Raw genomic sequence first — 23,658 nt, 5'->3', positions numbered from 1 at the left:
CGTGCCTCTTGTTTCCGGCCGGTCAGCCGGCGGCGTTCAGCCGAAGGATGGCGTCCGCCACGGCTTCGATGCCCTGGTCCGTCAGTTCCGGCGCCGCCACCTGCTGGCGCAGCGGCCACTTCTCGAAATGGCGCGCCTGCGAGCGTTCGTAGTGCGGATCGTAGTGAAGCGCCATCAGTTCGGCAAAGAGCGGCGGCAGGTTGCCCTGGAGTGCCCATTCCTGCCAGCGCTGCACCACCGCCTTGCCCTGCATTTCCTTCAACCTGTCGAGCTGGGCCGCGAGCGCGGCGCGGTCGTCGCCCAGGTAGGCGTAGTCGCGCAGCAGATAGTCGAGCCGCGCGGCCGCGTCCGCCTGGACTTCGATGCAGGCGGCGGCGCGCATGTGCGCGACCAGCGGAATGGGCACCGAGAGCCGGCCGATGCGCGCGCTCTCGCCTTCCACGTAGAGCATGCGCGACAGGTCGAGCGCATCGAAGCAGGTGGCAATGCGGGTCTCGAACTGCTTTTGAGACGGCTGCGGCACGCCGGGCAGGGCGCCCAGCAGCGAACCCTTGTGGCTGGCGCAGTGTTCCAGGTCGAGCACCTGTTCGCCGCGCGCGGCCAGCGCCTGCAGGATCCGCGTCTTGGCGCTGCCGGTGGCGCCGCAGATCACCTTGAGCCGAAGCTTCGGCACCGTGGCCTCGATCTGCGCGAGCACGTGATGGCGAAAGCTCTTGTAGCCGCCGGCGAGCTGCTGCGCATCCCAGCCGACCAGGCGCAGCCAGGTCACCATCGAGCCGCTGCGCAGCCCTCCGCGCCAGCAGTAAACGAGCGGCCGCCAGTTCGAGGGCTGGTCGGCGAAGCGCTCGCGCAGGTGCCGCGCGAGGTTGGCGGCCACCATGGCGCCGCCGACACGCCGCGCCTCGAAGGCGCCTGTCTGCTTGTAGATGGTGCCGACGATGCGGCGCTCTTCGTCGTCGAGCACCGGGCAGTTGATGGCCCCGGGAATGTGGTCGAGCGCGAACTCGGAGGGCGAGCGCGCGTCGATGATGGTGTCGAACCGGTGCATGTCGGCCACGCGCGTGGGCTGGTGGCGTGGGTTGTCGTGCTCACGCATGGGCGTGCCCCAGGTTGCGCCGCAGCCGGCCGCTCGCCAGGTCGACGAGGGCCACCAGCCCGAACATTGCAATCAGTACGGTCATGGCCTGCTGCTGTTGAAAGATCGACAAGTGAAAGTAAAGGAGCTGCCCCAGGCCGCCGCCGCCGACGAAGCCCAGCACTGCGGCCATCCGGATGTTCATTTCCCAACGATACAGCGCATAGGCCAGCCATTGCGGCAGCACGAGCGGAAGGCTGCCGTAGCCGAAGGCCGCCGCCGCGCCGGCACCGCCCAGCGCCAGCGCCTGTTCGGGTTCGCGCGGCGCGTTTTCCAGGCTTTCGGCAAACAGGCGGCCTAGCACGCCGGTGGTGTGCAGCGCGAGCGCCAGCGCGCCGGCAAACGGGCCGATGCCCGCGGCCAGCACCATGAGCGCGGCCCACACCAGCTCGGGCACGCTGCGCAGGAAGTTGAGGACAAAACGGCAGCCTTGCCGCGCCAGCAGGCCCGACCGCCCCGAGGCCGGCAGCGCGAGCGCGGCGGCGCCCGCGGCCGCCAGCAGCGTGCCGAGTGCCGACACGGCCAGCGTCTGCAGCGCACCCCACACCGTCTTGGCAAGAAAGGCGCTCGAAAGATCGGGCGGAAAGAATTCGGCGATGAACTTGCACATCAGGCCGATCGATTCCGCCGTGAAGAGGGCGCGATAGTCGATCGCCAGGTAGGCAAAGCTGGCCGCCACGGCCGCGAGCACCAGCGCCGATGCGATCCAGCAGCGGATGCAGCGCGGCGGCCGGGCAAGTTGCGCGTTGTTGGCCTTCATGCGAGCAACCGCCGCAACGCATTGCTCAGCGCATCCGCGAGCAGCACCAGCACCAGGAACACCAGCAGGATGCTGCTGGCTTCGCCGCCGTTGAGCATCTTCATCGACTGGTCCATGAGCTGGCCCAGGCCGCCCGCGCCCACGAAGCCCATCACGACCGAGGCCCTGACGGCGCATTCCCACCGGTACACGGAGTAGGAGATGAGCTCCTGCGCACAATTGGGCAACAGGCCATACGCAAGCGCAGCCAGGCGGCTGCTGCCGCTTTCCATCAACGCGCGGGCGGGCCGCGTGTCGGTCGATTCGAGCACCTCGGCGTACACCTTGCCGAGCATGCCGCCGTAGGTGATGGCGAGCGCCAGCACGCCCGCAGCGGGGCCGAGGCCCAGCGCGCGCACGAAGACCAGCGCCCAGACGATTTCGGGAACCGCGCGCAGCACCATCAGCACGGAACGCCCGGCCTGCCGCACCGCGGCGGCCTGCGCACGCCCCGGGCCGGGACCGATGCGCGAGACCGAGAGCGCGCGCGTGGTCACGAAGGCCAGCGGCGCACCGATGACGAATGCCAGCGCCGTGCCCGCCGTGGCCATGGCCAGCGTCTCGAGCGTGGCCTTGCCCAGCATCGCGAGAAAGTCCGGCGCGGTTTCGGGCGGCAGGAAGCCGGCGAGGAAACCGCCGATCACCTGCAGGTTGCCCGGCGCGAACAGGACCGAGGGCGCAAAGCCCGACAGCTGCAGCATCGGCCACGCAATGACGAGTGCAGCCAGGAGCCATGCCAGGCGGCGCCACGACAGGGGATCGCGCAACGCTGGCGGCGTGCGTGGCGGCAGCGGTTGCGCGGCGGTCACAGGCAGTCCGGGCGCGGGGCGGAATTCGCCGCGCCCGCCTTGAATGCGCCGGATGCGAGGTCGAGAGGCAGTTCACGTGCCTGCGTCGGCAGCCCGCCTTCGCTCGCATAAAGCGCCACGAGCATCGGCTCCGTCACGTTGCCGACAGGTTCGTCGAACACCACCTGCCCGCTGCGCATGCCCACGATGCGCGGAAACCAGCGCAGCGCCAGGTCGACCGCATGCAAGGAGGCCACGAGGGTGGCGCCGGTTGATTCGCTTTGCGCCACCAGCTGCTGCAGCGTGGCGTCGGCCAGCGTCGGGTCGAGCGCGGATACCGGCTCGTCGGCCAGCATCAGCGCGGGCCGCTGGTAGAGCACGCGCGCAATGCCCACGCGCTGCAGCTGGCCGCCCGAGAGCCGGTCGCAGCGGTCGAACAAGCGGTCTTCGAGCGAGAGCCGCGACAGCACCTCGTGCGCGCCTTCGAGGTCCGAGGGCCGCAGCAGCGAGCCGAGCGCGCGCGCGGCGGACCACTGCCCGAGCCGGCCCGAAAGCACGGCGGTGACCACGCGCAGGCGCGGCGCGATCGGCGGGCTCTGGTGCACGGTGCCGATGCGCGACCGCAGCTTGCGTAGCGCCGGCGTGGACAGGCGCCATGGTGCTTCGCCGAGCAGCTGCACCGTGCCTTCGCCGGGCCGCAGCGCGGCGCCGAGCACGCGCAGCAGCGTGGTCTTGCCCGCGCCCGAGGGGCCGATGACCGCCAGCCGTTCGCCGTTGCGCGCGGCGAGCGACACACCCTGCAGCGCGCGATGGCCGTTCGGGTGCACCAGCCCGGCGTCGTCGAGCGAAAAGCTCACGCGACGGCTCCGGCGGCGCGCCCAGGCCGTGTCACTTGACCAGACCGGCCGACTTGGCGGCGGCTTCGATGCCGTCGTAGTTCGACGACTTGGTGGCTATGAACTTGCTCGCGCGCTGCAGGTTCATGATGTCCTTCATGGCCGGGTCCGCCGGATCGAGCTTCAGGAAGGCTTCGGTGAGCTTCTTCGTCAGTGCCGGGTCGAGGCCGGGGCGCACTGTCCAGTTGTAGTCGTAGTAGGTGGGGGTGGTGGCCAGCACGCGCACCTTGGCGGCGTTCGGGTTCTTGCTCTCGACCAGCTTCTCCCACACCGACGCATTCAGCACGCCGGCTTCGGCCCGCGAGGCGGCCACGAAGGCCACGGTGGCGTCGTGTGCACCCGAGAAAGCCACCGTCTTGAAGTCCTTCTCGGGATCGATGCCCGCCTGCATCAGGAAGTAGCGCGGCATCAGGCTGCCCGAGGTGGACGAAGGCGCACCGAACGCGAAGGTCTTCCCCTTCAGGTCGGCCAGCGTCTTGGCAGTGCTATCGACCGGCACGATGAACTTGCTGGTGAACACCTCGTCTTCGGCACGCTGCACGATCGGCACCACGCCGCCGTTGGTACGGATGCGGGCCTGCACGAAGGTGAAGCCGCCGAGCCAGGCCAGGTCGATCTTGTTCGTGGCGAGGCCTTCGACCACCGCGGCGTAGTCGGTCACCGGCGTGAACTGCACGTCCATGCCGGTTTCCTTCTTCAGGTAGTCGCCGAGCGGCGTGAACTTGCGCTGCAGTTCGGTGGGCGCCTCGTCGGGAATGGCGGACACGCGCAGCACCTTGCCCTGTGCGGAGGCACCCAGGGCGAGGACGGACAGCGAAAGTGCAAGGGCGATGCGAAGGAGGGGTTTCATGGGGTGGCGCGGCATGGCGCAGGGGAGGACGGACAACCCTCGATTGTAGAAACCCGCGCGCGGGCGCCGTTTGCGGCCGCCTTCGATAATGGACGACCGCCCCGATCCGAATTGCGCCATGACCGACACCCCGACGATTTCCCCCCTCAATCCGCTGGCACCGCTGCGGCTCACCAGCTTCTCGCACGGCGGCGGATGTGGCTGCAAGATCGCGCCCGGCGTGCTGTCGGAAATACTGAAGAACAGCGGCGGTGGCCTGATTCCGCCGGAGCTGATGGTGGGTATCGAAACCGCCGACGACGCGGCCGTGTACCGCCTGAACGACAAGCAGGCGCTGATCGCGACGACCGACTTCTTCATGCCCATCGTCGACGACCCCTACGAGTTCGGCCGTATTGCCGCCACCAATGCCATCAGTGACGTCTATGCGATGGGCGGCAAGCCGATCATGGCGCTGGCGCTGGTTGCCATGCCCGTCAACCAGCTGCCGGTGGAAGTCATCGGCGACATCGTGCGCGGCGGGCAGGACGTGTGCCGCGCGGCCGGCATTCCGATTGCGGGCGGCCACACCATCGATTCGGTCGAGCCGATCTACGGGCTGGTGGTGATGGGCCTGGTCGATCCGGCCCACGTCAAGCGCAACGCCGAGGCGCGCGCGGGCGACGTGCTGGTGCTGGGCAAGCCGCTGGGGGTGGGCGTGCTCTCGGCCGCGCTCAAGAAAGAGAAGCTGTCGCTTGCCGGTTATCGGCAGCTCATCGAGAACACCACGCGGCTCAACACGCCGGGCATTGCGCTGGCCACCATGCCGGGCGTGCACGCGCTGACCGACGTTACCGGCTTCGGACTGGCCGGCCATGCGCTGGAGCTTGCGCGCGGCGCCGGGCTCACGGTCACCATCGACTGGCCGCGCGTGCCGCTGCTGGACGGTGTGGCCGAGATGGTGGCGGACGGTTTTGTCACCGGGGCGTCGGGACGCAACTGGGCCGGCTATGGCAAAGAGATAGAGCTGGCAGACGGCCTGCCTGCCACGGCGCAGGCGCTGCTGAGCGATCCGCAGACCTCGGGCGGGCTGCTCGTGAGCTGCGCGGCCGAATCGGCCGATGCGGTGCTGCAGGTGTTTCAGGGTGAGGGCTTTGCGCATGCCGCGGTCATCGGCCGGATGGAGCAGGGCCCCGCGCGGCTGCGCGTCTCGGCGTGAAGACCGCGAAGACTCCGCGGGCCGGCGCGCGGCGCGACTTGGGGCCAGAATGCGGTGCAGGGGAGACGCGGACGTCTTCGGCAGCCCACAACGGAGGTCGCATGATGCGCACATCGGTTCTCTTCATTCCGGTATTCGGCGCCATGGCCGCTGTCGCCGCCATGGGCGTGCAGGCTGCCGACGTGGTTCGCTGCACCGATGCGAACGGACGCATCGTCTACACCGACGGTCCTTGCCCCGCCGGCAGCCGCCTCTCGCGCCAGGTACCCCTCACCGAGCCGCTGACCGTGGTCCCGCCGGTTGGGTCCGACGAAGCGCGCAGGCCGTCGTCCACGGCGTCACCGCGCGCGGCGCTGCCACAGCCGCCGGCCGGCAATGCGCCACAGGGCCCGGCCATCATCCCGCGCAGCGTCGACGAGCGCCCGGTGTCCGAGCCGGCACCGGTCTATACCTGGGGGCCGGAGCCGTACTACGACGGCGGCCGCCCGATCGTTCGTCCACGGCACCCCCGCCCGCAGGAGGACCCGGGCCCGCCGCCGGGCCAGCGGCCTTGCCAGAACCTCGCGGGCATCAAGCGCAACAACTGCTGAGCCGCCGGAGCCGATGCAACTTCGCCCCTGGACCGTGTACTGCGACGGCAGCGCCATGCCGAACCCCGGCCGCATGGGGGCCGGCGCGGTCATCACCGAGCCCGATGGCACCCGCCACACCCTGTCGCTGGCCAGCCATGCCATCGGCTGCAACAACGAAGCCGAGCTGAGGGCGCTGACTCTCGCCCTCGAGGAACTGAAGGCGAGGGGCGCGACCTCGGTGCTTGCCTACACCGACAACAGCATCCTCGTCGAACAGCTCGGCGCGCCCGGCGCCAGGCCGATCGTGCGCATGGCCGGCCTGTTCGAGGATGCCCGCGCCTTGCTTGGCTCGTTCGAAGAGGCGAGCCTGCGATGGGTGCCCAGGCACCGCAACCACGAGGCCGATGCGCTCGCGCGCGCCTCGCTGGGCTTTGCGCCCAAGCCTGCTGCCAAGGCGACGAAGAAGCGGCGCTAGCAGAGGCTGCGGCGGTGGCCGGTGGGAGAAGCCATATCATCCGCGTCTTGATTGCCGCACCGGCCCGCAGAGCGCGAGGGCGGGGCGGCACCGTTTTCAGGAAACGTTTTTCTATTCCATGACCGAAGCCAATCCCCTTCCGCCTCTTCCCGATCATCTGTCGTCCGATCCGCGCAGCCCGCACCACGTGGCGGCCGTCTTCGAGCACGACATCGGCATCCGCTTCAACGACAAGGAACGCCTCGACGTGGAGGAATACTGCATCAGCGAAGGCTGGATCAAGGTGCCCGCGGGCAAGACGGTGGACCGCAAGGGCAAGCCGCTGCTGATCAAGCTGAAGGGCAGGGTCGAGGCGTTCTACCGCTAGGAGAATCCGCTGCGTGAGTAGCCGAGCAGCCGACGTGGGTCTGGCGCCGGGAGTAATCTGCCAACCATTCCCCTCGACGCAGATCAAAGCCATGCAGAAAGCTCTTCGCGCTGTGCGCGGTGACATCACCAGGCTGCAGGTCGATGCCATCGTCAATGCGGCAAATTCATCGCTGCTGGGCGGAGGCGGCGTCGATGGCGCCATCCATCGCGCCGCCGGGCCCGAGCTGCTCAACGAGTGCCGCCTGCTGGCGGGCTGCAAGACGGGCGACGCCAAGCTGACCAAGGGCTATCGGCTGCCGGCCCCGTTCATCATCCACACCGTCGGGCCGGTCTGGCGCGGTGGCTCGAACGGCGAGCCGCAGCTGCTGGCGTCGTGTTATCGGAAGTCGATGGAAATTGCCGAGCAATGCGGCGCACGGACGGTTGCGTTTCCATCGATCAGCACGGGCATCTACGGCTACCCGATCGAACTCGCGGCCCCCGTCGCGGTGGCCACGGTTCAATCGGCGCTGGCTGCAGGCTCCAGCGTGGAGGAGGTCACGTTCTGCTGCTTCTCGGACGCGGACCTTGCCGTGTACGAGGCGGTGCTTGCGGCGGCGGGGCCTGCGTGAATCAAGGATGCAGCCATCACGGCGGCAAAGTGGCTCAGCAAAAAACGATTGCCGTTCTGTGCGCGATGCTCAGCCGTGCCGATTCGTAGAGCAGCAGCCACGACGCATATTCGCGGTAGAGGCCTTCGTCGGCATCGATCAGGCCTTCGATGCGCGCGGCTTCCTCGTCCGACAGCTGGCCGTCGGTGAGGGCGATGCCGAGCGCGGGCGCCACCAGCACCAGCTCGTCGCGCAGACGGTAGGATGAGCCGAGCATGCCGCCGCTCAGTTCTTCGTCGTCGGAATCGGAGAACAGCACCTCGTCGAATTCGACCGGCACATAGAACCCTTCCGCGTCCGAGTGGCAGATGAGGTGGCTGTCTGATTGGTCGAGCGCGGCCTGAATGGCCGGATCGTCCGCGGGATCGACACCATCTTCCACTGGCGTTGCCACCCAGTCTGGCGACATCAGCCGGTGCGCATAAGCCCGGCGCAGGTGGTGGATGAACGAGTACGGAAAGCTGTCGAGCGACGCACGGGAATCCAGTGATGGCAGCTCACGGGGCTCGGCATGCGGCGGAAGTCCCGCCGCTGCCAGCACCTTGTTCACTACCACCAGGTCTTCCTGGAGCCACTCGGCTCCTTCGGTGTCGTTCTCCAGCAAGTCGGCAAGTGCGCCAACGCTGATGGCCAAACCCATGGTGTTCCTTCTCTCTTTTGCCTGGTCAGTCGGTTGCGGCGCGGCTCACTTCGCCGCCTCCACCTTCACCCGCGCATTCGGCGTCTCGCCGAACATTTCCGGCGCGTACATCGCTTCGACGCGGCTCGGCGGCAGCGCGAAGTCGCCCACGTTGTTGAGGCGCACGGTGTATTCGACCTTCACCACGCCCTTGGGCAGGTACTCGTAGTAGCTGCGGAAGGCCTCGAAGCTGCGCTCTTCGAACGCCAGCCAGCCGGCGCCCGACTTTCTCTCGCCCTGCGTGGCGATCTGCGAGTCGCGGCCCAGGCCGGTGCCGAGGATGGTTGCGCCGCCCGGGATCGGGTCGCTCACCACGACCCAGGTCATGTCGGTGCTGGCGTTCACCTCGACCGTCACGCGCAGCACGTCGCCGCGGGTGTACTTGCCCGCAATGGCCTGCTCGACCGGCGTGATGGTCTTCTTGACGGCATAGCCGGCGGCAAACGGCGCCTTCAACTGCACCGCGGCAATCGACTGCATCGTGAGCCACGGCTTGCCGGTGCCTTGCTGCGTGACCAGCAGCGTGTCGCGCACCGGTGCGCCCGCGGGTGATGCGGACCAGGGCAGGAACATGGTGTTGTTCTTCAGATTGCCCGGCGAGGCGGGTGCGCCGAAGAAGGTGCTCTGGTTCGGCGCGCCGGCAGGGTCGGTGGTCTTCGCGCGCGTGACGTTGCGCCAGTCGACCTGGGCCTTCACGGCACCCAGCGTGGCGGCGGTGACGCCGGCCACCGGCGTGCTTTCGAACACCTTGGAGAACTTCTCGAGCGCGAGCCCGCCCCACAGGTTGGCAGTGGTGGTGTGCCAGGCGCCGTTCTGCTGGCGGCCGATGAAGCCGTTGGCGAGCTTGCCGATGTCGTCCTTCCACGCCGCGTCGTCCATCACGCTGAGCAGGAGGCGCGCGGTGTTGACGTCGCCGTTGGTCATGAGCCACCACCAGTAGTCGTCCTGCTCGGTGCTGAAGACGAGCTTGGTGCCCTGGTACGACAGGCGCGCCTTCAGCACGTTGTTGGCTTCGTCCAGGCGCTGCTGGCGCTGCGGCACGTCCTGCACGCGCTTCAGGATGTTGAGCCAGTCGATCACCGCGCTGGTGGGCCACTGGTTCGGCGCGATGGTGATGCTGCCGAGCATGCTGCCCTTGGCCGTGCCGTAGCGTGAGAGGGCCTCGAGCGCGGCGAGCTTGCGCACGTCCAGGTCCTTGCGCGGGCTCCAGAACTCGCGCTGGATGCGGCCTTCGACAAAGGCGATGAGGCCCGATTCCATCGGCGCGCGCGCTTCGTCCGGCAGCGCAAAGGCCGGGTTCAGCGCCGCCGCCTCGTGCGTTGCCGCCAGCAGATAGGAGGTGAGGATGTCGCTGCCGCGGTTGGACTCGCCGTCGCGCGGCGGAAAGTAGCTGGCCAGGCCGTCGCTGTCCAGGTACGTCGGCAGCTGGGCCAGCACGCCCTGCCACATCTTCGCGTCGCGCAGGCCAACCGACTTGCTGGTCTTCTGTTCGAGGCAGATGAAAGGGTAGTTGGCAAACCAGTCGCGCACGCCCGGCAGGCCTTCGGCGAGCCTGGGCTGCAGAGAAAGCTTCAGGCCGCCGCGGCCGGGCAGGGCGTCGGCGGGCGGTGCCACGTCGAGTGTGAAGGGGCCATCGACCTGCACCAGCGTGGCCTGCTGCACCGTGAGCGGCACCGAGGGCACGATGCGCTGGCGCACCTTGAGCGCGTCGCGCGCGCCGCCGAGCGTGTCTTTCGCCTCGATCTCCCACAGGATTGCTTCGGCGCGCGTCTGCGCGAGCTGTGCGGGTGCGGTCACGGTCCAGGCCACCTCGCGCGCTTCGCCGGCCGGAATGTCGACCGTCTGCGTCTCGAGCGTGAGCAGCGTGGCGCGCGGCGTGGCTTCGACCTTCATCGGTTTTTGCGTGGTGTTGCGCAGCGTGATCTGGGCGCGGAACTGGTCGTCCTCGCGCACCAGCGGCGGCAGGCCGCTGATGATCTGCAGGTCTTGCGTGGCCTGAATGCTGGCCTGGCCGGTTCCGAAGAGGCTGGTGCCCGAATCGGCCACGGCCACGATCCTGAAGGTGGTGAGCGCGTCGTTGAGCGGCACCGTCACCACGGCCTGGCCGTTGGCGTCGAGCACCACCTTCGGGTTCCACAAGAGGAGGGTGTCGAGCAGTTCGCGCGTCTGCCCCTTGCCGCCGCCGCCGCCCGCGGGCACGGCCTTGCGCCCGTAGTGGCGCCGGCCGACGATTTCCATCTGTGCGGTGGAGGTGGCGACGCCCCAGCTGCGCCGCTGCAGCATGGCGTTGAGCAGGTTCCAGCTGTCGTTGGGCATCAACTCCAGGAGCGCCTGGTCGACCGCGGCCAAGGCCACTTCGGCGCCGGCCGCGGGCTTGCCGTCGGGCAGCTTGGCGGAGATGGTGATCTGCGCCTTGCTGCGCACCGGGTAGCTGGGCTTGTCGCTGGTCACGGTCACGTCGATCTGGTGCGCGCGCGTGCCGACGCGGATCTCGGCCATGCCGAGGCGGTAGGCGGGCTTGCTCAGGTCGACCATCGCGGTGGGGGCGACGTATTCCTTGCCTTCGTACCAGAAGGCGGTCCACCACTCGCGCGGTGCCTTGAAGCCCCAGGTGAAGAAGCTGTACCACGGCACTTCGCGCAGGCGCCCGCGCAGCGCGAGCACGCTCACGTAGGCGTTCGGCCCCCATTCGGGCTTGACCTCCAGGCTCACGGTCGGGTCTTTTCCGTCGAGCTGCACCACGCGGGTCTCGATGATGCCTTCGCGTTCCACCGACACCAGCGCGGTGGCAAAGCGGAACGGGCTGCGCACCTGGAACTTGGCGGTCTCGCCGGGCTGGTAGCTCTTCTTCTCGGGCAGCACGTCGATGCGGTCGTTGTCCTCGCCGCCGAACCAGAGTTCGCCCTGCCTGGTCACGTACACCGAGCTGGCAGCGCGGCTGTCGCGGCCTTCGCTGTCAGTGGCGCTGGCCACCAGCTCGACCTCGCCGGCCTCCTTGAGCACCGACTCGCACAGCAGCAGGCCGCGCGCGTCGCTCTTGCCGCTGCAGACGGTGCCGATGTCCTTGGTCTCGGTCTTGTTGTCGTAGGTGTAGAAGCCGCCCACCATGCGTTTGCGGCTGGTGGTGGTGATGCGCGCCACGGCGCGCACGTTGAGCGTGACGCCGGCCTGCGGCTTGCCCGAAAGGTCCAGCGCGAGCGCCTGGTACTTGAGCTTCTGGCTCGTGGACACCCAGCCCTCGGTCTTGATGCCGGCGATGACCGATGCCGGCCACAGCGTCTGCGTGCTGCGGATGGTCTGCACTTCGCCGTTCGGGTCGGCATAGGTGGCCTCGAGCAGCAGCTCGCGCGCGGCCTTGACCTTGGGCACCTTGTCGATCGTGACCTTGCCGGCGCCGTCCTTGTTGAGCGTGAGGGGCAGCTTGTCGGCGATCACGCGGGTGTCGCTGGCGCTGTTGATGTCTTCCTCGCCGCCTGCGGTGTCGGCTGCGGGCGCGGCCGCCTGCGAACTGTCGGCCTGCACGCGCGGCGGGTTGAAGCTGAAGGCGTCGTGGTCGGCAAAGCTCAGGCTCTTGCCGCGCACCATCGCCGAGACGCGCACCGGCAGGTTGGCGGCCCCGCCCCCGGCCACGTAGTTGATCTGCACGTCGGCCGGCACCGAGAGCGCGTTCACCAGCGGCTTCTTGTCGGTGGGGGCGATGCGGCCTTCGAGTACGGGCAGGCGGAATTCCTCGACGCGGAACTGGCCGGTGGAGAAGCTGCGGTTGCGGCCGCTGTCGTCGCCATCGCCTTCGTCTTCGGAGTCGCCGCTGTTGGCGTCCTTGCCCTTGCCGGTGCGCAGCATGACCTCGTACACGCCGAGCTTGGCGGCCGGCGGGATGGCAAAGGTGTTTTCCGCGCTCAGGCCGCCGGTGGGCGTCTTGCGCCAGGCCAGCGGCTGCGTGAAGCGCTGGCCGCTGCCGGTGTGGGTCACCACCAGCGTATCGGGCCGGGCCTCTGGCAGGCCGAAGCCCTTGCTGGTCTGGGTGCGGATCAGGTGCTTCATCGACACCGTTTCGCCGGCGCGCAGCAGCGTGCGGTCGAAGATGGTGTGGGCCACGCGGTCGGGCTCGGCCTGCAGGCTGGTGGGCACGTTGAAACGCCAGGGCTCGATGCCGCGCTGCCAGTCGCTCCAGGTGAAGGCCAGGTCCTCGACGCCCTTGTCATCCTTGGCGCGCGCGCTGACGAACCATGCGTTGTTGCTGTATTCGCCCGGGCTATAGCAGCTGGGCGCATCGGGTGCGATGCCGGCAAGCCTGACGATGCCGCTGGCGTCGGTGGTGCCCGATGCAACGGCGACGCCGTGGCAGTCGGACACGCGCACCTCGGCATTCGGCACCACCTTGCCCTTGTCGAGCGTGGTGACCCAGGCCATCGAATTCTCGCGGCCGAGCTTGAAGTGCACCGCGAGGTTCGTGGCCAGCGCGGTGGTGCGCACGTACATCGTGCGGCTGGCGCCGTAGCGCTCGTCGAGCAGCGCGTCGCCCAGCTTTTGCGAAGCGATCTCGAGCACGTGGAAGCCCGGCGTCAGCGGGATGCCGATGACTTCGAACGGGCGCGGGTCGCCGCTCTGGGCCTTGGGCATGTCGAGCGCCTTCACGCCCGGCTGGCCCGCCAGCAGCGACAGCATGCGGCTCTGCACGTTGGTGCGATCGTTGTTCTCGATCACAGGCGGGAGCGCGCCCTTGACGTCCTTGCGCGCCTGTTCGCGGGTCACGGTGTATTCCTCGTAGCGGCGCACCTTGCGGAACCACGCGATGATTTCGGCGTCGGTCTTCGGGTTCATGTCGCTGACCTTGCCGGGCGTGAGCGCCTGCACCATGAGCGCGGGTTCCACGCGCCGCACGGTCACCGGCATCATGGCCGGCGTGCCGGGTTCGGCCAGGCGCTCAACCACGCCGAAAGGCGAGGCCGCGAACTTGGCCAGCGGCGGCATCGCGCCAGTGGCCACCTTCAGCGGAAAAGTGCCGGGCGAGGCCAGCGGCCGGCCCGAGGCGTCCTCGAACTTGGCGGGCAGTTCGATGGTGAACTTGGTGTCTTCCGCGAGCGGCGGACCGAAGCTCGCGGAGCTGACCACGTCGTCTTCGCTGGCCGCGCCGCCGTCGTTCTCGAGCGTGGCGGCAATCGTCTTGCCGCCGCCCTTGAGCTGGATCTGCGAGGCCAGCTTGCGCGTGACCGGCGCATTGAACTGCAGCTGCATCGGCCGCAGCGGAAGGCAGGCGGCCTGAGCGTTCTCGCGCTCGCAGGTGAAAGACACCGCGAACGGCTCGCGCACCTGGAAGCTCAGGCGGCGCTCCACATTGTTGGCCACACCCGAGGGCGTGGCCACGCCCTTGCCGTAGACGATCTGCACCTTGCTGCCCGGCGTCAGCGTGCGATTGCACTGCAGCGCAATGAAGCGCAGCGGGTCCTTGGCGGTTTCCTTTTCGCGGCCGAAGGCCTTGAGGAGACCCGCGCGCTGCTCGCCGTCGAGCAGCTTGACCGGAATGCGCTCACCGATGCCGTCGGCCGCACACCAGACGTTCTGGCGAACGCTCTCGACCGTGGCCGCACCGTTGAGTTCGAGCACGAACATCTGCTGCTCGTCGATCCGGCCATAGCTGTCCGGCATGAAGTTGCGCACGAACGGGCCGCCGCTATTGAATTGATAGCGATCCGGTCCGGTCAGCTCACCGCCCGAACTGGGCTTGAAGGTGGAGATGCGCGTGACGGTGCAGCGCACGCCGGGCGGCAGGTCGTTCTCGAAGTCGTAGACCCAGGCTTTCGCATCGGTCCAGCGGCCCGTGCCTTTGCCGGCTTGCGCGTCGGTGCAGCTCACGGTGAGCGGCGCTGGCGCCTTCGGGTCGCCGAAATTGACGGCGGGCTGGTCGAACTTGGCGACGATCTGGCGCACGCGCGCCACCTCGCCTTGCGGCGTCAGGCTGGTGATCTGGATGGCATGGCCTGGGCCGGCAAAAAAGGCACTGCCGGCCAGGAGCAATGCTGGAATGGTTTTTTTCAATTTTTTTCTCCACCTTGAAGCACGCGCAGCGTAGCCGATTTGCACGACGGTTCGGCTGTGCCAGGCGTCATATGCCTCGGCGCTCCTTCATACAATCGGTACTGTCGTGCGTGCGCCGCGCGGACCGCCACCAAGACCTCGCCGCCGACCGATGAAACGCTACTGGGAAATAGACGCCTTGCGCGGGCTGATGCTCGTGCTGATGACCGTCACCCACCTGCCGACGCGCCTCACGGACCCGCTGGGCCAGCCCTTCGGTTTCGTCTCGGCTGCGGAAGGCTTCGTGCTGTTGTCGGCCTTCGTGGCCGGGCTGGTCTACAGCCGCATCGGCTACCTGCGCGGCGTCGACTCGATGCGCCAGGCCTTCTGGCGGCGCGTGGTCAAGGTGTATCTCTGCCAGGCAGCGATCCTGCTGTTTCTCTTCACCGTGATCGCGGCGCTGGGGCTGCACATCGACCAGCCGGCCGTGAAGAACCTGGTGTCGTACTACCTCGCGGAGCCGCGCGACGGCTTCCTGTTCGGCTTGCTGCTCATCTACGAGCCCGCGCTGCTCGACATCCTGCCGATGTATATCTTCTTCATGCTGATGAGCCCTTGGGTGCTGGCCTTTGCCATGCGGCACGGCTGGACGCTGGTGATGGGCGCCAGCGCCCTGCTGTGGGCACTGGCGCAGTTCGGCCTGAGCGAATGGATCTACGAGCTGGCGCAGCGCCACCTGGGGCTGCCGGTTCCGTTCCACGAAATGGGCGCCTTCAACACCTACGCCTGGCAGTTCCTGTGGTTTTCGGGCCTGTGCCTCGGCGCCAGCCGCAACATGCCCGACGCGCGGCCGCTGCGTTTTCCGGCCTGGCTGTGGATGCCGGCGCTGGGCATTGCGCTCTATGGCTTCTGGTGGCGCCACCACGGCATCAACGGCCAGGCGCCGTTCGGCGGCGACGTCGAACTGAACCTGCTGTTCGACAAGTGGCAGCTGGGGCCGCTGCGCATCGTCAACCTGGTGGCGCTGGGCATCCTGGCGGTGCGCTTCGGGCCATGGTTCATGCGCAAGATACCGCGCCTGCACTGGCTCGAGGCCATGGGCTCGGCCTCGCTGCCGGTGTTCTGCGCGCACCTGGTGGCGGTACTGCTGGTGCTGGCGTTCTATGGCGACAGCCAGACTGCGCGCCCCTGGTGGGGCGACGGCCTGCTGCTGCTCGCGGTGTTCGCGGGCATGTACGCGGTGGCGCGTTTCACGCGCGGGGCCGACGTGCCGCCGCCGGCGGACGATATGCCTACCGAGCCGCAGCGGGCTTGAGGCCGTTCAGGGCAGCGACGCCCCCGGCGCTGGCGCCGGTGGGGCAATTGGCGCCGGCACCGCTCCCGGCAAGTGCGCAGCGATGACCGATTGCCACAGCCGGTAGCCCTCGTCCGTCATGTGCAGCTTGTCCCCGCGAAACAGTTCCGGCCGCGGCCGTCCATCGGCGCCGAGCATCGGCGTGTGGATGTCGATGTATTCGCTGTTGGGCAGCAGATTGAGGTACGCCGAAACCACATGGTTGGTCTCGCGGATCTGCGGCATCAGGTGTTCGCGCGAGGGGCTGGGCTTGACCGAGATGAAGCTGATGCGCGTGTTCGGCAGTTCGGCACGCACCGTGTTGGCAAAGCGCGCGAAGCTCTCGAGCACCTGCAGTGGCGTTCGGCCTTCGGCCAGGTCGTTGTCGCCGGCGTACACCATCACCTGCCGGGGCTTGTAGCGCACCACCAGCTCGCGGGCAAACAGGCTGCAGTCGGCCAGCGTCGAGCCGCCGAAGCCGCGGTTGACCACGCCGCCGGGTACGTGGGCGAAATCCTGCGCGAGGCGGGTCCACATGCGCACCGTGGAGCTGCCAACGAACACCACGCCGCCAGGGGGCGGAAACTGCTGTTGGTCGGCCCGGGCGAAGGCGGCGAGTTCGTTGTGCCAGCGCGCCTTGGCGGCGAGGTATTCGGAGGATGCGTCCGCGGCGGTGGAGCCGTCGGCCTCGTAGGGGAAGGCGGCCGAAGCGGTCTGGGCATGCGAGGCAAGCGCGGCCGTCAATAGTGCGGCCGCGAGCAGCGCGGATTTCATTGAAGACATCGGGAAGACACGAAGCAGATCAGATGGTTTTCTCAATCAGGGCGCCCTTGAACACGATGGGGCCCTTCGGTCCGCTGCCGGGTGGCACGCCGCCCTTGGCTTCCAACGTAACGGCCAGGGTCGGCACGGCGTGGACATCGGATTCTGACGCAGCCAGCCGCAGCGCCGGTGCATTGTCGAGCACGCCGAGCGAGCGCGGAGCGCCGCCCGGCGGCAGGGCCCAGAGCTGCAGCGACTTGTCGGCGCCTTCGCTGTAGCTGCCCACGCGCTGCAGCACCAGTTGCCGCTTCCTGGGATCGAAGGTCACGAGCATCGAGGCGGTGGCCTTGTCGTCGGACAGCACTGCCACGTACTGGATCGCCGGCGCGTTCTGCAGCTGGTCGCGCAGGTTCAGCCCGACCACCACCGCCATGACCGTGGCAAGCGCACCAGCCGCGGCGGCGCCGCGCCAGAGCGCCAGGCTGCGCAGCCAGCCGCCCTGCGCCGCCGAGGCGTCGGGGGCCGCACCGCGTTGTCGCTCGATGGCGTGCTGTGCCTGCTCGGCGTCGATCATGTTGCGGATGCGGGTCCACACCGCGGCGTCGGGGACGACCGGGCTTTGCAGCTCGGTCATGCTCGCGAGCCGGCTCTGCCACACCAGTGCCGCGGCGCGCACGGGCGCCTGCTCGCGCGCCAGGGTCTCGAAACGCCTGCGGGCGCCGCCGCGCAGCGTGCCGAGCGCATGGCTCGCGGCCAGCAGCTCGAGCAGTTCGGGGTGGGCGATGAGGTTCATGGATAGCTTGTCTTTGTCGTCGCGGCTAGGCGAAGCGCCCCATGCACAGGCGCAGTTTTTCGAGCCCGCGCCGGATCCAGGTCTTGACCGTGCCGAGCGGCAGCTTGAGCTGCTCGGCCAGCTCGCCGTGGCTCAGTTCGCGCAGGTAGGCCAGGCTCACGACCTCGCGCTGGCGGGCCTCGAGCTGGCTCAGGCACTGGTGCAGCGCCCAGGCCTGCTCGCTGGCGTCGGCCGTGTCGGCCGGATTGGGCGCATCGGATTCCATCGTCTCGGCCATCAGCTCGTCGAACTCCTGCGTGAGCTGGGCGCGGTCGGCGGTGCGGCGGCGCAGCAGGTCGAGCGAGCGGCTGCGCACGATCAGCCCCAGCCAGGCGAGCGGCGGGCTCAGCGTGCCGCGGTAGTCGCCGGCCACGCGCCAGACCGTCATGAACGATTCCTGCAGCACGTCCTCGGCCCACTCGCGCTGCCGCACGACCCGCATCGCCAGGCCCATGAGCTTGGGCGCCGTCCGGTCGTAGAGCAGACGCAGCGCGGCCTCGTCGCGGCGGCCGATGCGATCGATCAGCGAGATCAGTTCGGCGTCGGGGCTGGGTGCTGTCATGCGCGGATTGTGGGGCATCGGCCTGCATGGAAAAGGTACGCCGGCGCGGCGCGGACGGATTCACTTCGGCCGCCGTGAATCCATCCGGCCATGGCCCCCGTACAGGCCTGCGAGACCGTCGAAAACGCACGACACCAGGCACGGACTCGCGCTCCATTCACTCGTCATCGATCCGAAGAAATTCGGGAAAAAGGAACCGACCATGACCATCCGCATCCTGACCGCGCTCGCCGCCGCCGCTGGCCTTGCCGCCTGTTCCGGCATGGGGGCGAAGCCCCCGGTGTATTCCCAGGCCGCCCTGCCCGACTCGGTGAAAGTGCCGGCCGGCCACGCCGTGGCCATGGAGACCGTGGGCGCCGGCGACATCACTTACGAATGCCAGGCCAAGGCCGGCATGCCCGGCCAGCACGAATGGGTCTTCATCGGCCCCGACGCCAGGCTGATGGACCGCAGCGGCAAGCAGGTGGGCAGGTACTACGGACCGCCCGCCACCTGGGAGAGCATGGATGGCTCCAAGGTCACGGCCACGCAGGTGGCGGTCGCGCCCAACGGCAGCGGCAACATCCCGCACCAGCTGGTAAAGGCGAACCCGGCCATGGGCACGGGTGCCATGCAGGGCGTGAGCTACATCCAGCGCGTGTCCACGCAGGGCGGCGTGGCGCCGGCCGCGGCCTGCGACGCCTCGGCCATGGGCCGCAAGCGGGTGGTGAAGTACCAGGCCGACTACATCTTCTACCGCGCCATCTGAGAGCCCCGGCCCCCGTTTTCCGCCCCCCGGAAAACATTCGGCAACGTATACTGCCCCGCAAAATATCGGAGCGGGACGCACCAAGGTGCGGGGGCGGGGAATGAAACAAATAGCGATCGTCGTCGCGCTCTGCGTGGGCGCGTGGTACTTTTTCATCGGCGGGCGCAAGCTCGACGAGGCCATGGTGCGCCAGTACTACGAGAAAGAGGCGCACGCCATCTATTCGCGCGACGCCGAGAAGCTGTGCAAGCAGCTCAGCAAGAAGGTCGTCATCCAGAGCAAGACGGTCATGATGGGCCGCACGCAGGAGACCACCAGCGACCGCGAACAGGCCTGCGAGTCCTTGCGCAAGACTTTCAAGATGTTCGAGATGGTGGGCGAGGGGATGGGCGGCATTCTCACCATCGAGTACGAATACCACATCGACAGCGTCCAGATTGCGGGCGACCGCAAGAGCGCCACCGTCGAAGGCACCAGCGTGCTGAAGATGGGCGAGGCCGCGATGCAGTTCAAGAGCAGCTTCACGCAGCGGCTGGAGCGCGAACTGGGCCAGATGCGGCTCGTGCGCGGCGACGACGTCACGGTGGTGCGCCTGGGCGGGCGCGGCGCCATGAGCCAGAGCGACTTCTTCAAGTAACTGCAGGCGCCGCCATCATGCTCGCCAACGACCCGCTGCCGCCTCCGCCGCCTTTTTGGCACCGCCTCAACAGCTTCTTCGCGTTTCCGTTCCAGCTGCGGCCGTTGATGTATGGCCTGGTGCTTGCGTTCTGCAGCCTGCTGTTCGAGGTTCTTCCCTTTGTGCATCCCGGGTTGTCGCTGCTGCTGATCGAGCTGGGCATCGTGCTCGCGGCCAGCCGCTATGGCTTCAAAGTGACCGCGCTCGGTTCGCGCGGCATCTGGCGCTCGGCCGATTTTCCGCGCGAGCTCAACGAGGACTGGGTCAACCTGCCGTGGAAGCTGTTCGCCATCTCGGTGGTGCAGGGCGCGCTGATCGGCTGGCTGGCATGGTTCGAGCCGGTGCTCGGCACCGTGGCGCTGTTCGTCGTGTCGTTCACCTTTCCGGCGGCGGTGATCGTGCTGGTGCAGTCGGGCAGCTTCTTCCAGGCCATGAACCCGGGCCACGTGATGGATGCGATGCGCATCATTGGCTGGCCTTATGCACTGCTGTGCTTCTTCCTGTTCTTGCTGAGCACCGGGGCGCAGATCGCCATCGGCGTGCTGCTGCCGATGATCGACGGCGTCATCGTGCTGCCGATCGCCAATTTCGCGTTCATCTACTTCGGCTGGGTGATGGCGAGCCTGCTGGGCTACGTGATGTACCAGCACCACGACGCCTTCGGCATCGACCTCTTGCCCGGCGGCGGCGTGGACGACGGCGCGCCGGTGGACCGCCGCACGCCCGAGCAGATTGCCGCGCAGCGCACCGATGCCGAAGTGGCGCAACTGGTCACCGAAGGCGACCTGGCCGGCGCGCTGGGCGTGGCCTACGAGGCGCAGCGCGTGGCACCGGCCGACGACCTGGCGGCGCAGCGCCGCTACCACCGCGTGCTGCTGCTCGCGCCCGACAAGGCGGCCACCTTGCTCGACCATGCGCACCGCTACATTCCGCTGCTGCTGCGGCGCGACCTGGCGTCCGAGGCGCTCAAGGTCTTCAGGGCCTGCCGCGAGAAGGACAAGGCTTTTGCGGTCGACGACGCGCCCACGGTCATGGCGCTGGCAAAAGCCGAATGGCGCAACGGCGATGCGCATGCCGCGCTGGCGCTGCTGTCGGGCTTCGACCGGCGGTTTCGCGGGCATGCGGCCATTCCGCAAGCCTATGAACTGGCGGCCCGGGTGCTGGTGCAGGGGCTGGGCCGCACCGACATGGCGCAGCCGATCCTGACGACGCTCGAATCGCGCTTTCCCGACAGCGAGCAGACGCAGGAAGTACGCTGGCTGCTGCGGCCCACGACCTCCTGAGTTGCGGCCAGGCTAGGCGCGCTCGAGGGCGCGCGTCACCATGTCGTTGGGCGCGATCCGCAGCAGGTGCGGCAGCCATCCGACGGCCATGTCGCGCTCGCCGGCATGCAGCAGGCCGTTGGCGCAGACCGACAGCGTGTCGGCCAGCTCGGGATGGTCGGGCGCGGTCTTCAGCAGCACGCGGCACAGCTTGTCGGCATCCTGGAACTGGCGCACGCGCGTGAAGCGGCGCGCCAGGCGGGCCATGTCGTCGGGCTTGAGCCGGGCGCCCGGCTTGGCCTGGTCGAGGTAGGTGGTGTAGCTGGCGTGTTGCAGGGCCAGCGTGTCCGGATCGGTGGCCGGCAGGCGGAAGATGCGGCGCGCGGCCTGGTGGAAGTCTTCGCCCGCGGGCTGCAGCCGCGCGGTGTTGAACCAGGCGCGCAGCGTGTCGGTGTCGCCGGGTCGCAGTGCGGCGGCGGCACGCCATTCGGCCGTGGCGGCCTCGAACTTCATGGCAGCGCCCAGCCGGCGCGCCGCGGCCACGTGCCGGTCGAAGTCGCCGTTGTCGGCCGATTGTTCGGAGGCCACCGTCTCCGGCGTCTTCACCCGGCCCAGGGCCATGGCGCAGGCCATGAGCGTGGCGCCCGCCAGAAGACCACCCAGGTGCGCCATGTAGGCAATGCCCTGGCCGCCCACCAGATGCTGGAGCAGTTCGTTGGCAATCCATGCCGGCAGCAACAGCAGGGCCGGCGCGGTGACGTAGTTGAAATAGAAGAAGAGCTGGTAGAAGAACCGGATGCGCCGCAGCCGGTACATCACGGCGTACATGCCCATCAGCGCCGACACCGCACCCGAAGCGCCGAGGCCGTAGCTGCCCTTGCCCGCATAGGCCCAGTCGGCCAGCATCGACGCGCCCACCGCGCCCAGGATGTAGAAGCTCAGGTAGGTGCCGCGGCCCAGCGCCAGCTCGACCGAGAACCCGAACAGGAAGAGGAACAGCATGTTGCCCAGCAGGTGCCCGGTGCTGCCATGCAGGAAGGCCGCGGTGACCCAGGTCCAGGGCTTGAATTCGGCGTCCTTTGTGTAGTCCTGCGCCCAGCGTTCGGTAAACGGCGCGGGCCGCATCGATTCGTACTGCTGGCGGTCGCGCTTCCACTCGGCGTAGCGCGGATGGGCGGGCGTGACGACGGCGTCGGCCCGCAGTTTCTGCAGGAACGCCTTCTCATGCTGCATGTCGTCGAGCAGCAGCCCTGTTTCCTCATGCGCCAGCAGCCGCCGGGCGGTCTTGGCGCGGGGCGAGCGCGTTTCCTCGAGCCAGGCCACGAAGGGCGGCAGCTCCAGTTCGGGCAGCACGCTGTGCGCGTAGTAGTGGGCCGCGCGTTCGTCGGCCTTTTCTTCGCTGCGCTGCGGGCCCCAGAACACGATCATGTTCACGAGGATCAGCAGCACCGTCATCCACGGTGGATTGCGCCAGCTCGGTTTGTTTTCGAGCGGGATGGCGTAGAACAAGCGGGGCCTCGAATATCAGTTAGTTCGAACGGCCGCGGAGCAGGCCATGCCAATGCACCCGCGGAACCGGCTTTGCCGGGCCGCAGGGTGCGCGCCCCAGTGGGGGGAGGCGCCGCACGCGCTTCGGGGGGTCATGCCAATCTTGCGCGGTGGCGCGCGATTTGCGCTTTTACCTGCGCCGGCGCGGTGCCGCCGAGAACGTTGCGCGCATTGAGCGAGCCGCGCAGGCTCAGCACGTCGTACACGTCCTTCTCGATCTTCGGGTTGAACTGCTGCAGCACGGCCAGCGGCAGCTCGGCGAGGTCGACCTTGTGCGAGGTGGCGGCCTTCACCGCATGGGCCACGGTTTCGTGCGCGTCGCGGAAGGGCAGGCCCTTCTTCACGAGGTAGTCGGCCAGGTCGGTGGCGGTGGCGTAGCCGCGCAGGGCGGCGGCTTCCATGGCCTCGGGCTTCACGGTGATGCCGCCGATCATCTCGGCGAAGATGCGCAGGGTGTCCTTGAGCGTGTCGACGGTGTCGAACAGCGGCTCCTTGTCTTCCTGGTTGTCCTTGTTGTAGGCCAGCGGCTGGCCCTTCATCAGCGTGATGAGCGCCATCAGGTGGCCGACCACGCGGCCGGTCTTGCCGCGCGCGAGTTCGGGCACGTCGGGGTTCTTCTTCTGCGGCATGATCGAAGAGCCGGTCGTGAAGCGGTCGGCGATCTGGATGAAGCCGAAGTTCTGGCTCATCCACAGAATGAGTTCTTCGCTCATGCGGCTGATGTGCACCATGCACAGGCTGGCGGCGGCGGTGAACTCGATGGCAAAGTCGCGGTCGCTCACGGCGTCCAGGCTGTTCTGGCACACGCCGTCCATCTTCAGGGTCTTGGCGACCAGTTCGCGGTCCAGCGGATAGCTGGTGCCGGCCAACGCGGCGGCGCCCAGCGGCAGGCGGTTGACGCGCTTGCGCACGTCCTGCAGGCGCTCGGCGTCGCGGCTGAACATTTCGACGTAGGCCAGCATATGGTGGCCAAAGCTCACCGGCTGCGCCACCTGCAGGTGCGTGAAGCCGGGCAATATGACCTCGACGTTCTTCTCGGCAATGTCCACCAGCGACACCTGCAGCGCGACCAGCAGTTCGGCAATCAGGTCGATTTCGCCCCGCAGCCACAGGCGCACGTCGGTGGCGACCTGGTCGTTGCGGCTGCGGCCGGTGTGCAGGCGCTTGCCGGCGTCGCCCACGAGCTGGGTCAGCCGGGCCTCGATGTTCAGGTGCACGTCCTCCAGGTCGAGTTTCCACTCGAAGGCACCCGATTCGATTTCGCTGCGAATCTGCGCCATCCCACGCTCGATCTCGGCGTGGTCCTGCTTGGCGATGATGCCCTGGGCGGCCAGCATGCCGGCATGCGCCAGAGAACCCTCGATGTCGGCCTGCCACAGACGCTTGTCGAAGAACACGCTCGCGGTGTAGCGCTTCACGAGGTCGCTCATGGGTTCGGAGAACAGGGCCGACCAGGCTTCGGATTTCTTGTCGAGTTGGTTTTGAGTCATGGGAGCCGTTCGAGAG

At 68.2% G+C, this 23,658-nt stretch carries 21 protein-coding genes; 9 read left to right on the top strand and 12 right to left on the bottom strand.

Features of this window, described 5'->3' with window-relative positions; genetic code table 11:
• Positions 1–22 precede the first annotated feature (22 nt).
• The 5 genes from mnmH to ACAM55_RS18245 are packed head-to-tail and all read right to left on the bottom strand — an operon-like array spanning position 23 to position 4,468.
• Positions 23–1,096: a tRNA 2-selenouridine(34) synthase MnmH gene (gene mnmH, locus ACAM55_RS18265; protein WP_369652897.1), complete on the bottom strand. Its 1,074-nt coding sequence runs from the start codon at positions 1,094–1,096 to the stop codon at positions 23–25.
• On the bottom strand, positions 1,089–1,895 hold the full coding sequence (phnE, locus tag ACAM55_RS18260; RefSeq protein WP_369652896.1) for a phosphonate ABC transporter, permease protein PhnE: 807 nt from the start codon (positions 1,893–1,895) through the stop codon (positions 1,089–1,091). Before phnE ends, mnmH begins: the two co-directional genes overlap by 8 nt.
• Entirely contained in the window at positions 1,892–2,743 is an 852-nt protein-coding gene (locus ACAM55_RS18255) for a PhnE/PtxC family ABC transporter permease (RefSeq protein WP_369652895.1), read from the bottom strand. Before ACAM55_RS18255 ends, phnE begins: the two co-directional genes overlap by 4 nt.
• Positions 2,740–3,579, bottom strand: a complete 840-nt coding sequence (locus tag ACAM55_RS18250; protein WP_369652894.1) for a phosphonate ABC transporter ATP-binding protein — start codon at positions 3,577–3,579, stop codon at positions 2,740–2,742. The genes ACAM55_RS18255 and ACAM55_RS18250 overlap by 4 nt, the downstream gene beginning before the upstream one ends.
• A gap of 31 nt (positions 3,580–3,610) precedes the next feature.
• Positions 3,611–4,468 (bottom strand): putative selenate ABC transporter substrate-binding protein, encoded by an 858-nt coding sequence (locus ACAM55_RS18245; protein WP_369652893.1) that lies wholly within the window; start codon positions 4,466–4,468, stop codon positions 3,611–3,613.
• Positions 4,469–4,586: 118 nt separating this feature from the next.
• Between ACAM55_RS18245 and selD the strand changes: the two genes are divergently transcribed.
• From selD to ACAM55_RS18220, 5 genes are all read left to right on the top strand, one after another.
• Positions 4,587–5,666 (top strand): selenide, water dikinase SelD, encoded by a 1,080-nt coding sequence (selD, locus tag ACAM55_RS18240; RefSeq protein ID WP_369652892.1) that lies wholly within the window; start codon positions 4,587–4,589, stop codon positions 5,664–5,666.
• 101 nt (positions 5,667–5,767) lie between these two features.
• Positions 5,768–6,256, top strand: a complete 489-nt coding sequence (locus ACAM55_RS18235; RefSeq protein ID WP_369652891.1) for a DUF4124 domain-containing protein — start codon at positions 5,768–5,770, stop codon at positions 6,254–6,256.
• Between the two features lie 13 nt (positions 6,257–6,269).
• Entirely contained in the window at positions 6,270–6,713 is a 444-nt protein-coding gene (locus tag ACAM55_RS18230; protein ID WP_369652890.1) for a ribonuclease HI family protein, read from the top strand.
• Positions 6,714–6,831: 118 nt separating this feature from the next.
• Positions 6,832–7,080 (top strand): DUF3297 family protein, encoded by a 249-nt coding sequence (locus ACAM55_RS18225; RefSeq protein WP_369652889.1) that lies wholly within the window; start codon positions 6,832–6,834, stop codon positions 7,078–7,080.
• 91 nt (positions 7,081–7,171) lie between these two features.
• Positions 7,172–7,693: an O-acetyl-ADP-ribose deacetylase gene (locus tag ACAM55_RS18220; protein WP_369652888.1), complete on the top strand. Its 522-nt coding sequence runs from the start codon at positions 7,172–7,174 to the stop codon at positions 7,691–7,693.
• Between the two features lie 34 nt (positions 7,694–7,727).
• Here the strand turns inward: ACAM55_RS18220 and ACAM55_RS18215 are convergent, their stop codons facing one another.
• Together ACAM55_RS18215 and ACAM55_RS18210 are read right to left on the bottom strand one after the other, a co-directional pair.
• Positions 7,728–8,372, bottom strand: coding sequence for a hypothetical protein (locus tag ACAM55_RS18215; RefSeq protein WP_369652887.1), 645 nt, complete (start codon positions 8,370–8,372; stop codon positions 7,728–7,730).
• A 45-nt stretch (positions 8,373–8,417) separates the two neighbouring features.
• Positions 8,418–14,450 (bottom strand): alpha-2-macroglobulin, encoded by a 6,033-nt coding sequence (locus tag ACAM55_RS18210; RefSeq protein WP_369652886.1) that lies wholly within the window; start codon positions 14,448–14,450, stop codon positions 8,418–8,420.
• Between the two features lie 151 nt (positions 14,451–14,601).
• Between ACAM55_RS18210 and opgC the strand changes: the two genes are divergently transcribed.
• Positions 14,602–15,744 carry an OpgC domain-containing protein gene (gene opgC, locus ACAM55_RS18205; protein WP_369652885.1) on the top strand — a complete coding sequence of 381 codons (1,143 nt, stop codon included), beginning with the start codon at positions 14,602–14,604 and terminating at the stop codon, positions 15,742–15,744.
• 6 nt (positions 15,745–15,750) lie between these two features.
• Here opgC and ACAM55_RS18200 read toward each other — a convergent pair whose 3' ends face one another.
• Genes ACAM55_RS18200 through ACAM55_RS18190 form a run of 3 tightly spaced genes read right to left on the bottom strand, consistent with a single transcriptional unit; the run spans position 15,751 to position 17,918 of the window.
• Positions 15,751–16,536: an SGNH/GDSL hydrolase family protein gene (locus ACAM55_RS18200; protein ID WP_369652884.1), complete on the bottom strand. Its 786-nt coding sequence runs from the start codon at positions 16,534–16,536 to the stop codon at positions 15,751–15,753.
• A gap of 28 nt (positions 16,537–16,564) precedes the next feature.
• The gene (locus ACAM55_RS18195; RefSeq protein WP_369652883.1) at positions 16,565–17,317 is read right to left on the bottom strand and encodes an anti-sigma factor; all 753 of its coding nucleotides are present in this window, start codon (positions 17,315–17,317) and stop codon (positions 16,565–16,567) included.
• Positions 17,318–17,342: 25 nt separating this feature from the next.
• Entirely contained in the window at positions 17,343–17,918 is a 576-nt protein-coding gene (locus ACAM55_RS18190) for an RNA polymerase sigma factor (protein ID WP_369652882.1), read from the bottom strand.
• A 202-nt stretch (positions 17,919–18,120) separates the two neighbouring features.
• On the opposite strand from ACAM55_RS18190, the gene ACAM55_RS18185 reads away from it, so the two are divergent.
• The 3 genes from ACAM55_RS18185 (at position 18,121) to ACAM55_RS18175 (ending at position 20,625) form a co-directional block, all read left to right on the top strand.
• On the top strand, positions 18,121–18,666 hold the full coding sequence (locus tag ACAM55_RS18185; RefSeq protein ID WP_369652881.1) for a DUF3455 domain-containing protein: 546 nt from the start codon (positions 18,121–18,123) through the stop codon (positions 18,664–18,666).
• A gap of 100 nt (positions 18,667–18,766) precedes the next feature.
• Positions 18,767–19,303 carry a hypothetical protein gene (locus tag ACAM55_RS18180; RefSeq protein WP_369652880.1) on the top strand — a complete coding sequence of 179 codons (537 nt, stop codon included), beginning with the start codon at positions 18,767–18,769 and terminating at the stop codon, positions 19,301–19,303.
• 17 nt (positions 19,304–19,320) lie between these two features.
• Positions 19,321–20,625 carry a tol-pal system YbgF family protein gene (locus ACAM55_RS18175; protein ID WP_369652879.1) on the top strand — a complete coding sequence of 435 codons (1,305 nt, stop codon included), beginning with the start codon at positions 19,321–19,323 and terminating at the stop codon, positions 20,623–20,625.
• 12 nt (positions 20,626–20,637) lie between these two features.
• On the opposite strand, the gene ACAM55_RS18170 is transcribed toward ACAM55_RS18175, so the two are convergent.
• A complete protein-coding gene (locus ACAM55_RS18170) occupies positions 20,638–22,113 on the bottom strand; it encodes a rhomboid family intramembrane serine protease (protein ID WP_369652878.1) in 1,476 nt (491 codons plus the stop codon).
• Between the two features lie 131 nt (positions 22,114–22,244).
• Entirely contained in the window at positions 22,245–23,642 is a 1,398-nt protein-coding gene (argH, locus tag ACAM55_RS18165) for an argininosuccinate lyase (RefSeq protein ID WP_369652877.1), read from the bottom strand.
• Positions 23,643–23,658: the final 16 nt, after the last annotated feature.

Origin of the sequence: Variovorax sp. V213 (genome assembly GCF_041154455.1) — a bacterium.
Lineage (GTDB): Bacteria > Pseudomonadota > Gammaproteobacteria > Burkholderiales > Burkholderiaceae_C > Variovorax.
The sequence above is the reverse complement of the archived record's forward strand: the minus strand, read 5'-3'. Positions and strand labels throughout refer to the sequence as shown.

What these genes read in the sequence shown, in the direction of transcription:
- mnmH (WP_369652897.1), bottom strand. Translation starts at nt 1,096, where the DNA reads ATGCGTGAGCACGACAACCCACGCCACCAGCCCACGCGCGTGGCCGAC.
- phnE (WP_369652896.1), bottom strand. Translation starts at nt 1,895, where the DNA reads ATGAAGGCCAACAACGCGCAACTTGCCCGGCCGCCGCGCTGCATCCGC.
- ACAM55_RS18245 (WP_369652893.1), bottom strand. Translation starts at nt 4,468, where the DNA reads ATGAAACCCCTCCTTCGCATCGCCCTTGCACTTTCGCTGTCCGTCCTC.
- selD (WP_369652892.1), top strand. Translation starts at nt 4,587, where the DNA reads ATGACCGACACCCCGACGATTTCCCCCCTCAATCCGCTGGCACCGCTG.
- ACAM55_RS18235 (WP_369652891.1), top strand. Translation starts at nt 5,768, where the DNA reads ATGATGCGCACATCGGTTCTCTTCATTCCGGTATTCGGCGCCATGGCC.
- ACAM55_RS18230 (WP_369652890.1), top strand. Translation starts at nt 6,270, where the DNA reads ATGCAACTTCGCCCCTGGACCGTGTACTGCGACGGCAGCGCCATGCCG.
- ACAM55_RS18225 (WP_369652889.1), top strand. Translation starts at nt 6,832, where the DNA reads ATGACCGAAGCCAATCCCCTTCCGCCTCTTCCCGATCATCTGTCGTCC.
- ACAM55_RS18220 (WP_369652888.1), top strand. Translation starts at nt 7,172, where the DNA reads ATGCAGAAAGCTCTTCGCGCTGTGCGCGGTGACATCACCAGGCTGCAG.
- ACAM55_RS18215 (WP_369652887.1), bottom strand. Translation starts at nt 8,372, where the DNA reads ATGGGTTTGGCCATCAGCGTTGGCGCACTTGCCGACTTGCTGGAGAAC.
- opgC (WP_369652885.1), top strand. Translation starts at nt 14,602, where the DNA reads ATGAAACGCTACTGGGAAATAGACGCCTTGCGCGGGCTGATGCTCGTG.
- ACAM55_RS18200 (WP_369652884.1), bottom strand. Translation starts at nt 16,536, where the DNA reads ATGAAATCCGCGCTGCTCGCGGCCGCACTATTGACGGCCGCGCTTGCC.
- ACAM55_RS18195 (WP_369652883.1), bottom strand. Translation starts at nt 17,317, where the DNA reads ATGAACCTCATCGCCCACCCCGAACTGCTCGAGCTGCTGGCCGCGAGC.
- ACAM55_RS18190 (WP_369652882.1), bottom strand. Translation starts at nt 17,918, where the DNA reads ATGACAGCACCCAGCCCCGACGCCGAACTGATCTCGCTGATCGATCGC.
- ACAM55_RS18185 (WP_369652881.1), top strand. Translation starts at nt 18,121, where the DNA reads ATGACCATCCGCATCCTGACCGCGCTCGCCGCCGCCGCTGGCCTTGCC.
- ACAM55_RS18180 (WP_369652880.1), top strand. Translation starts at nt 18,767, where the DNA reads ATGAAACAAATAGCGATCGTCGTCGCGCTCTGCGTGGGCGCGTGGTAC.
- ACAM55_RS18175 (WP_369652879.1), top strand. Translation starts at nt 19,321, where the DNA reads ATGCTCGCCAACGACCCGCTGCCGCCTCCGCCGCCTTTTTGGCACCGC.
- argH (WP_369652877.1), bottom strand. Translation starts at nt 23,642, where the DNA reads ATGACTCAAAACCAACTCGACAAGAAATCCGAAGCCTGGTCGGCCCTG.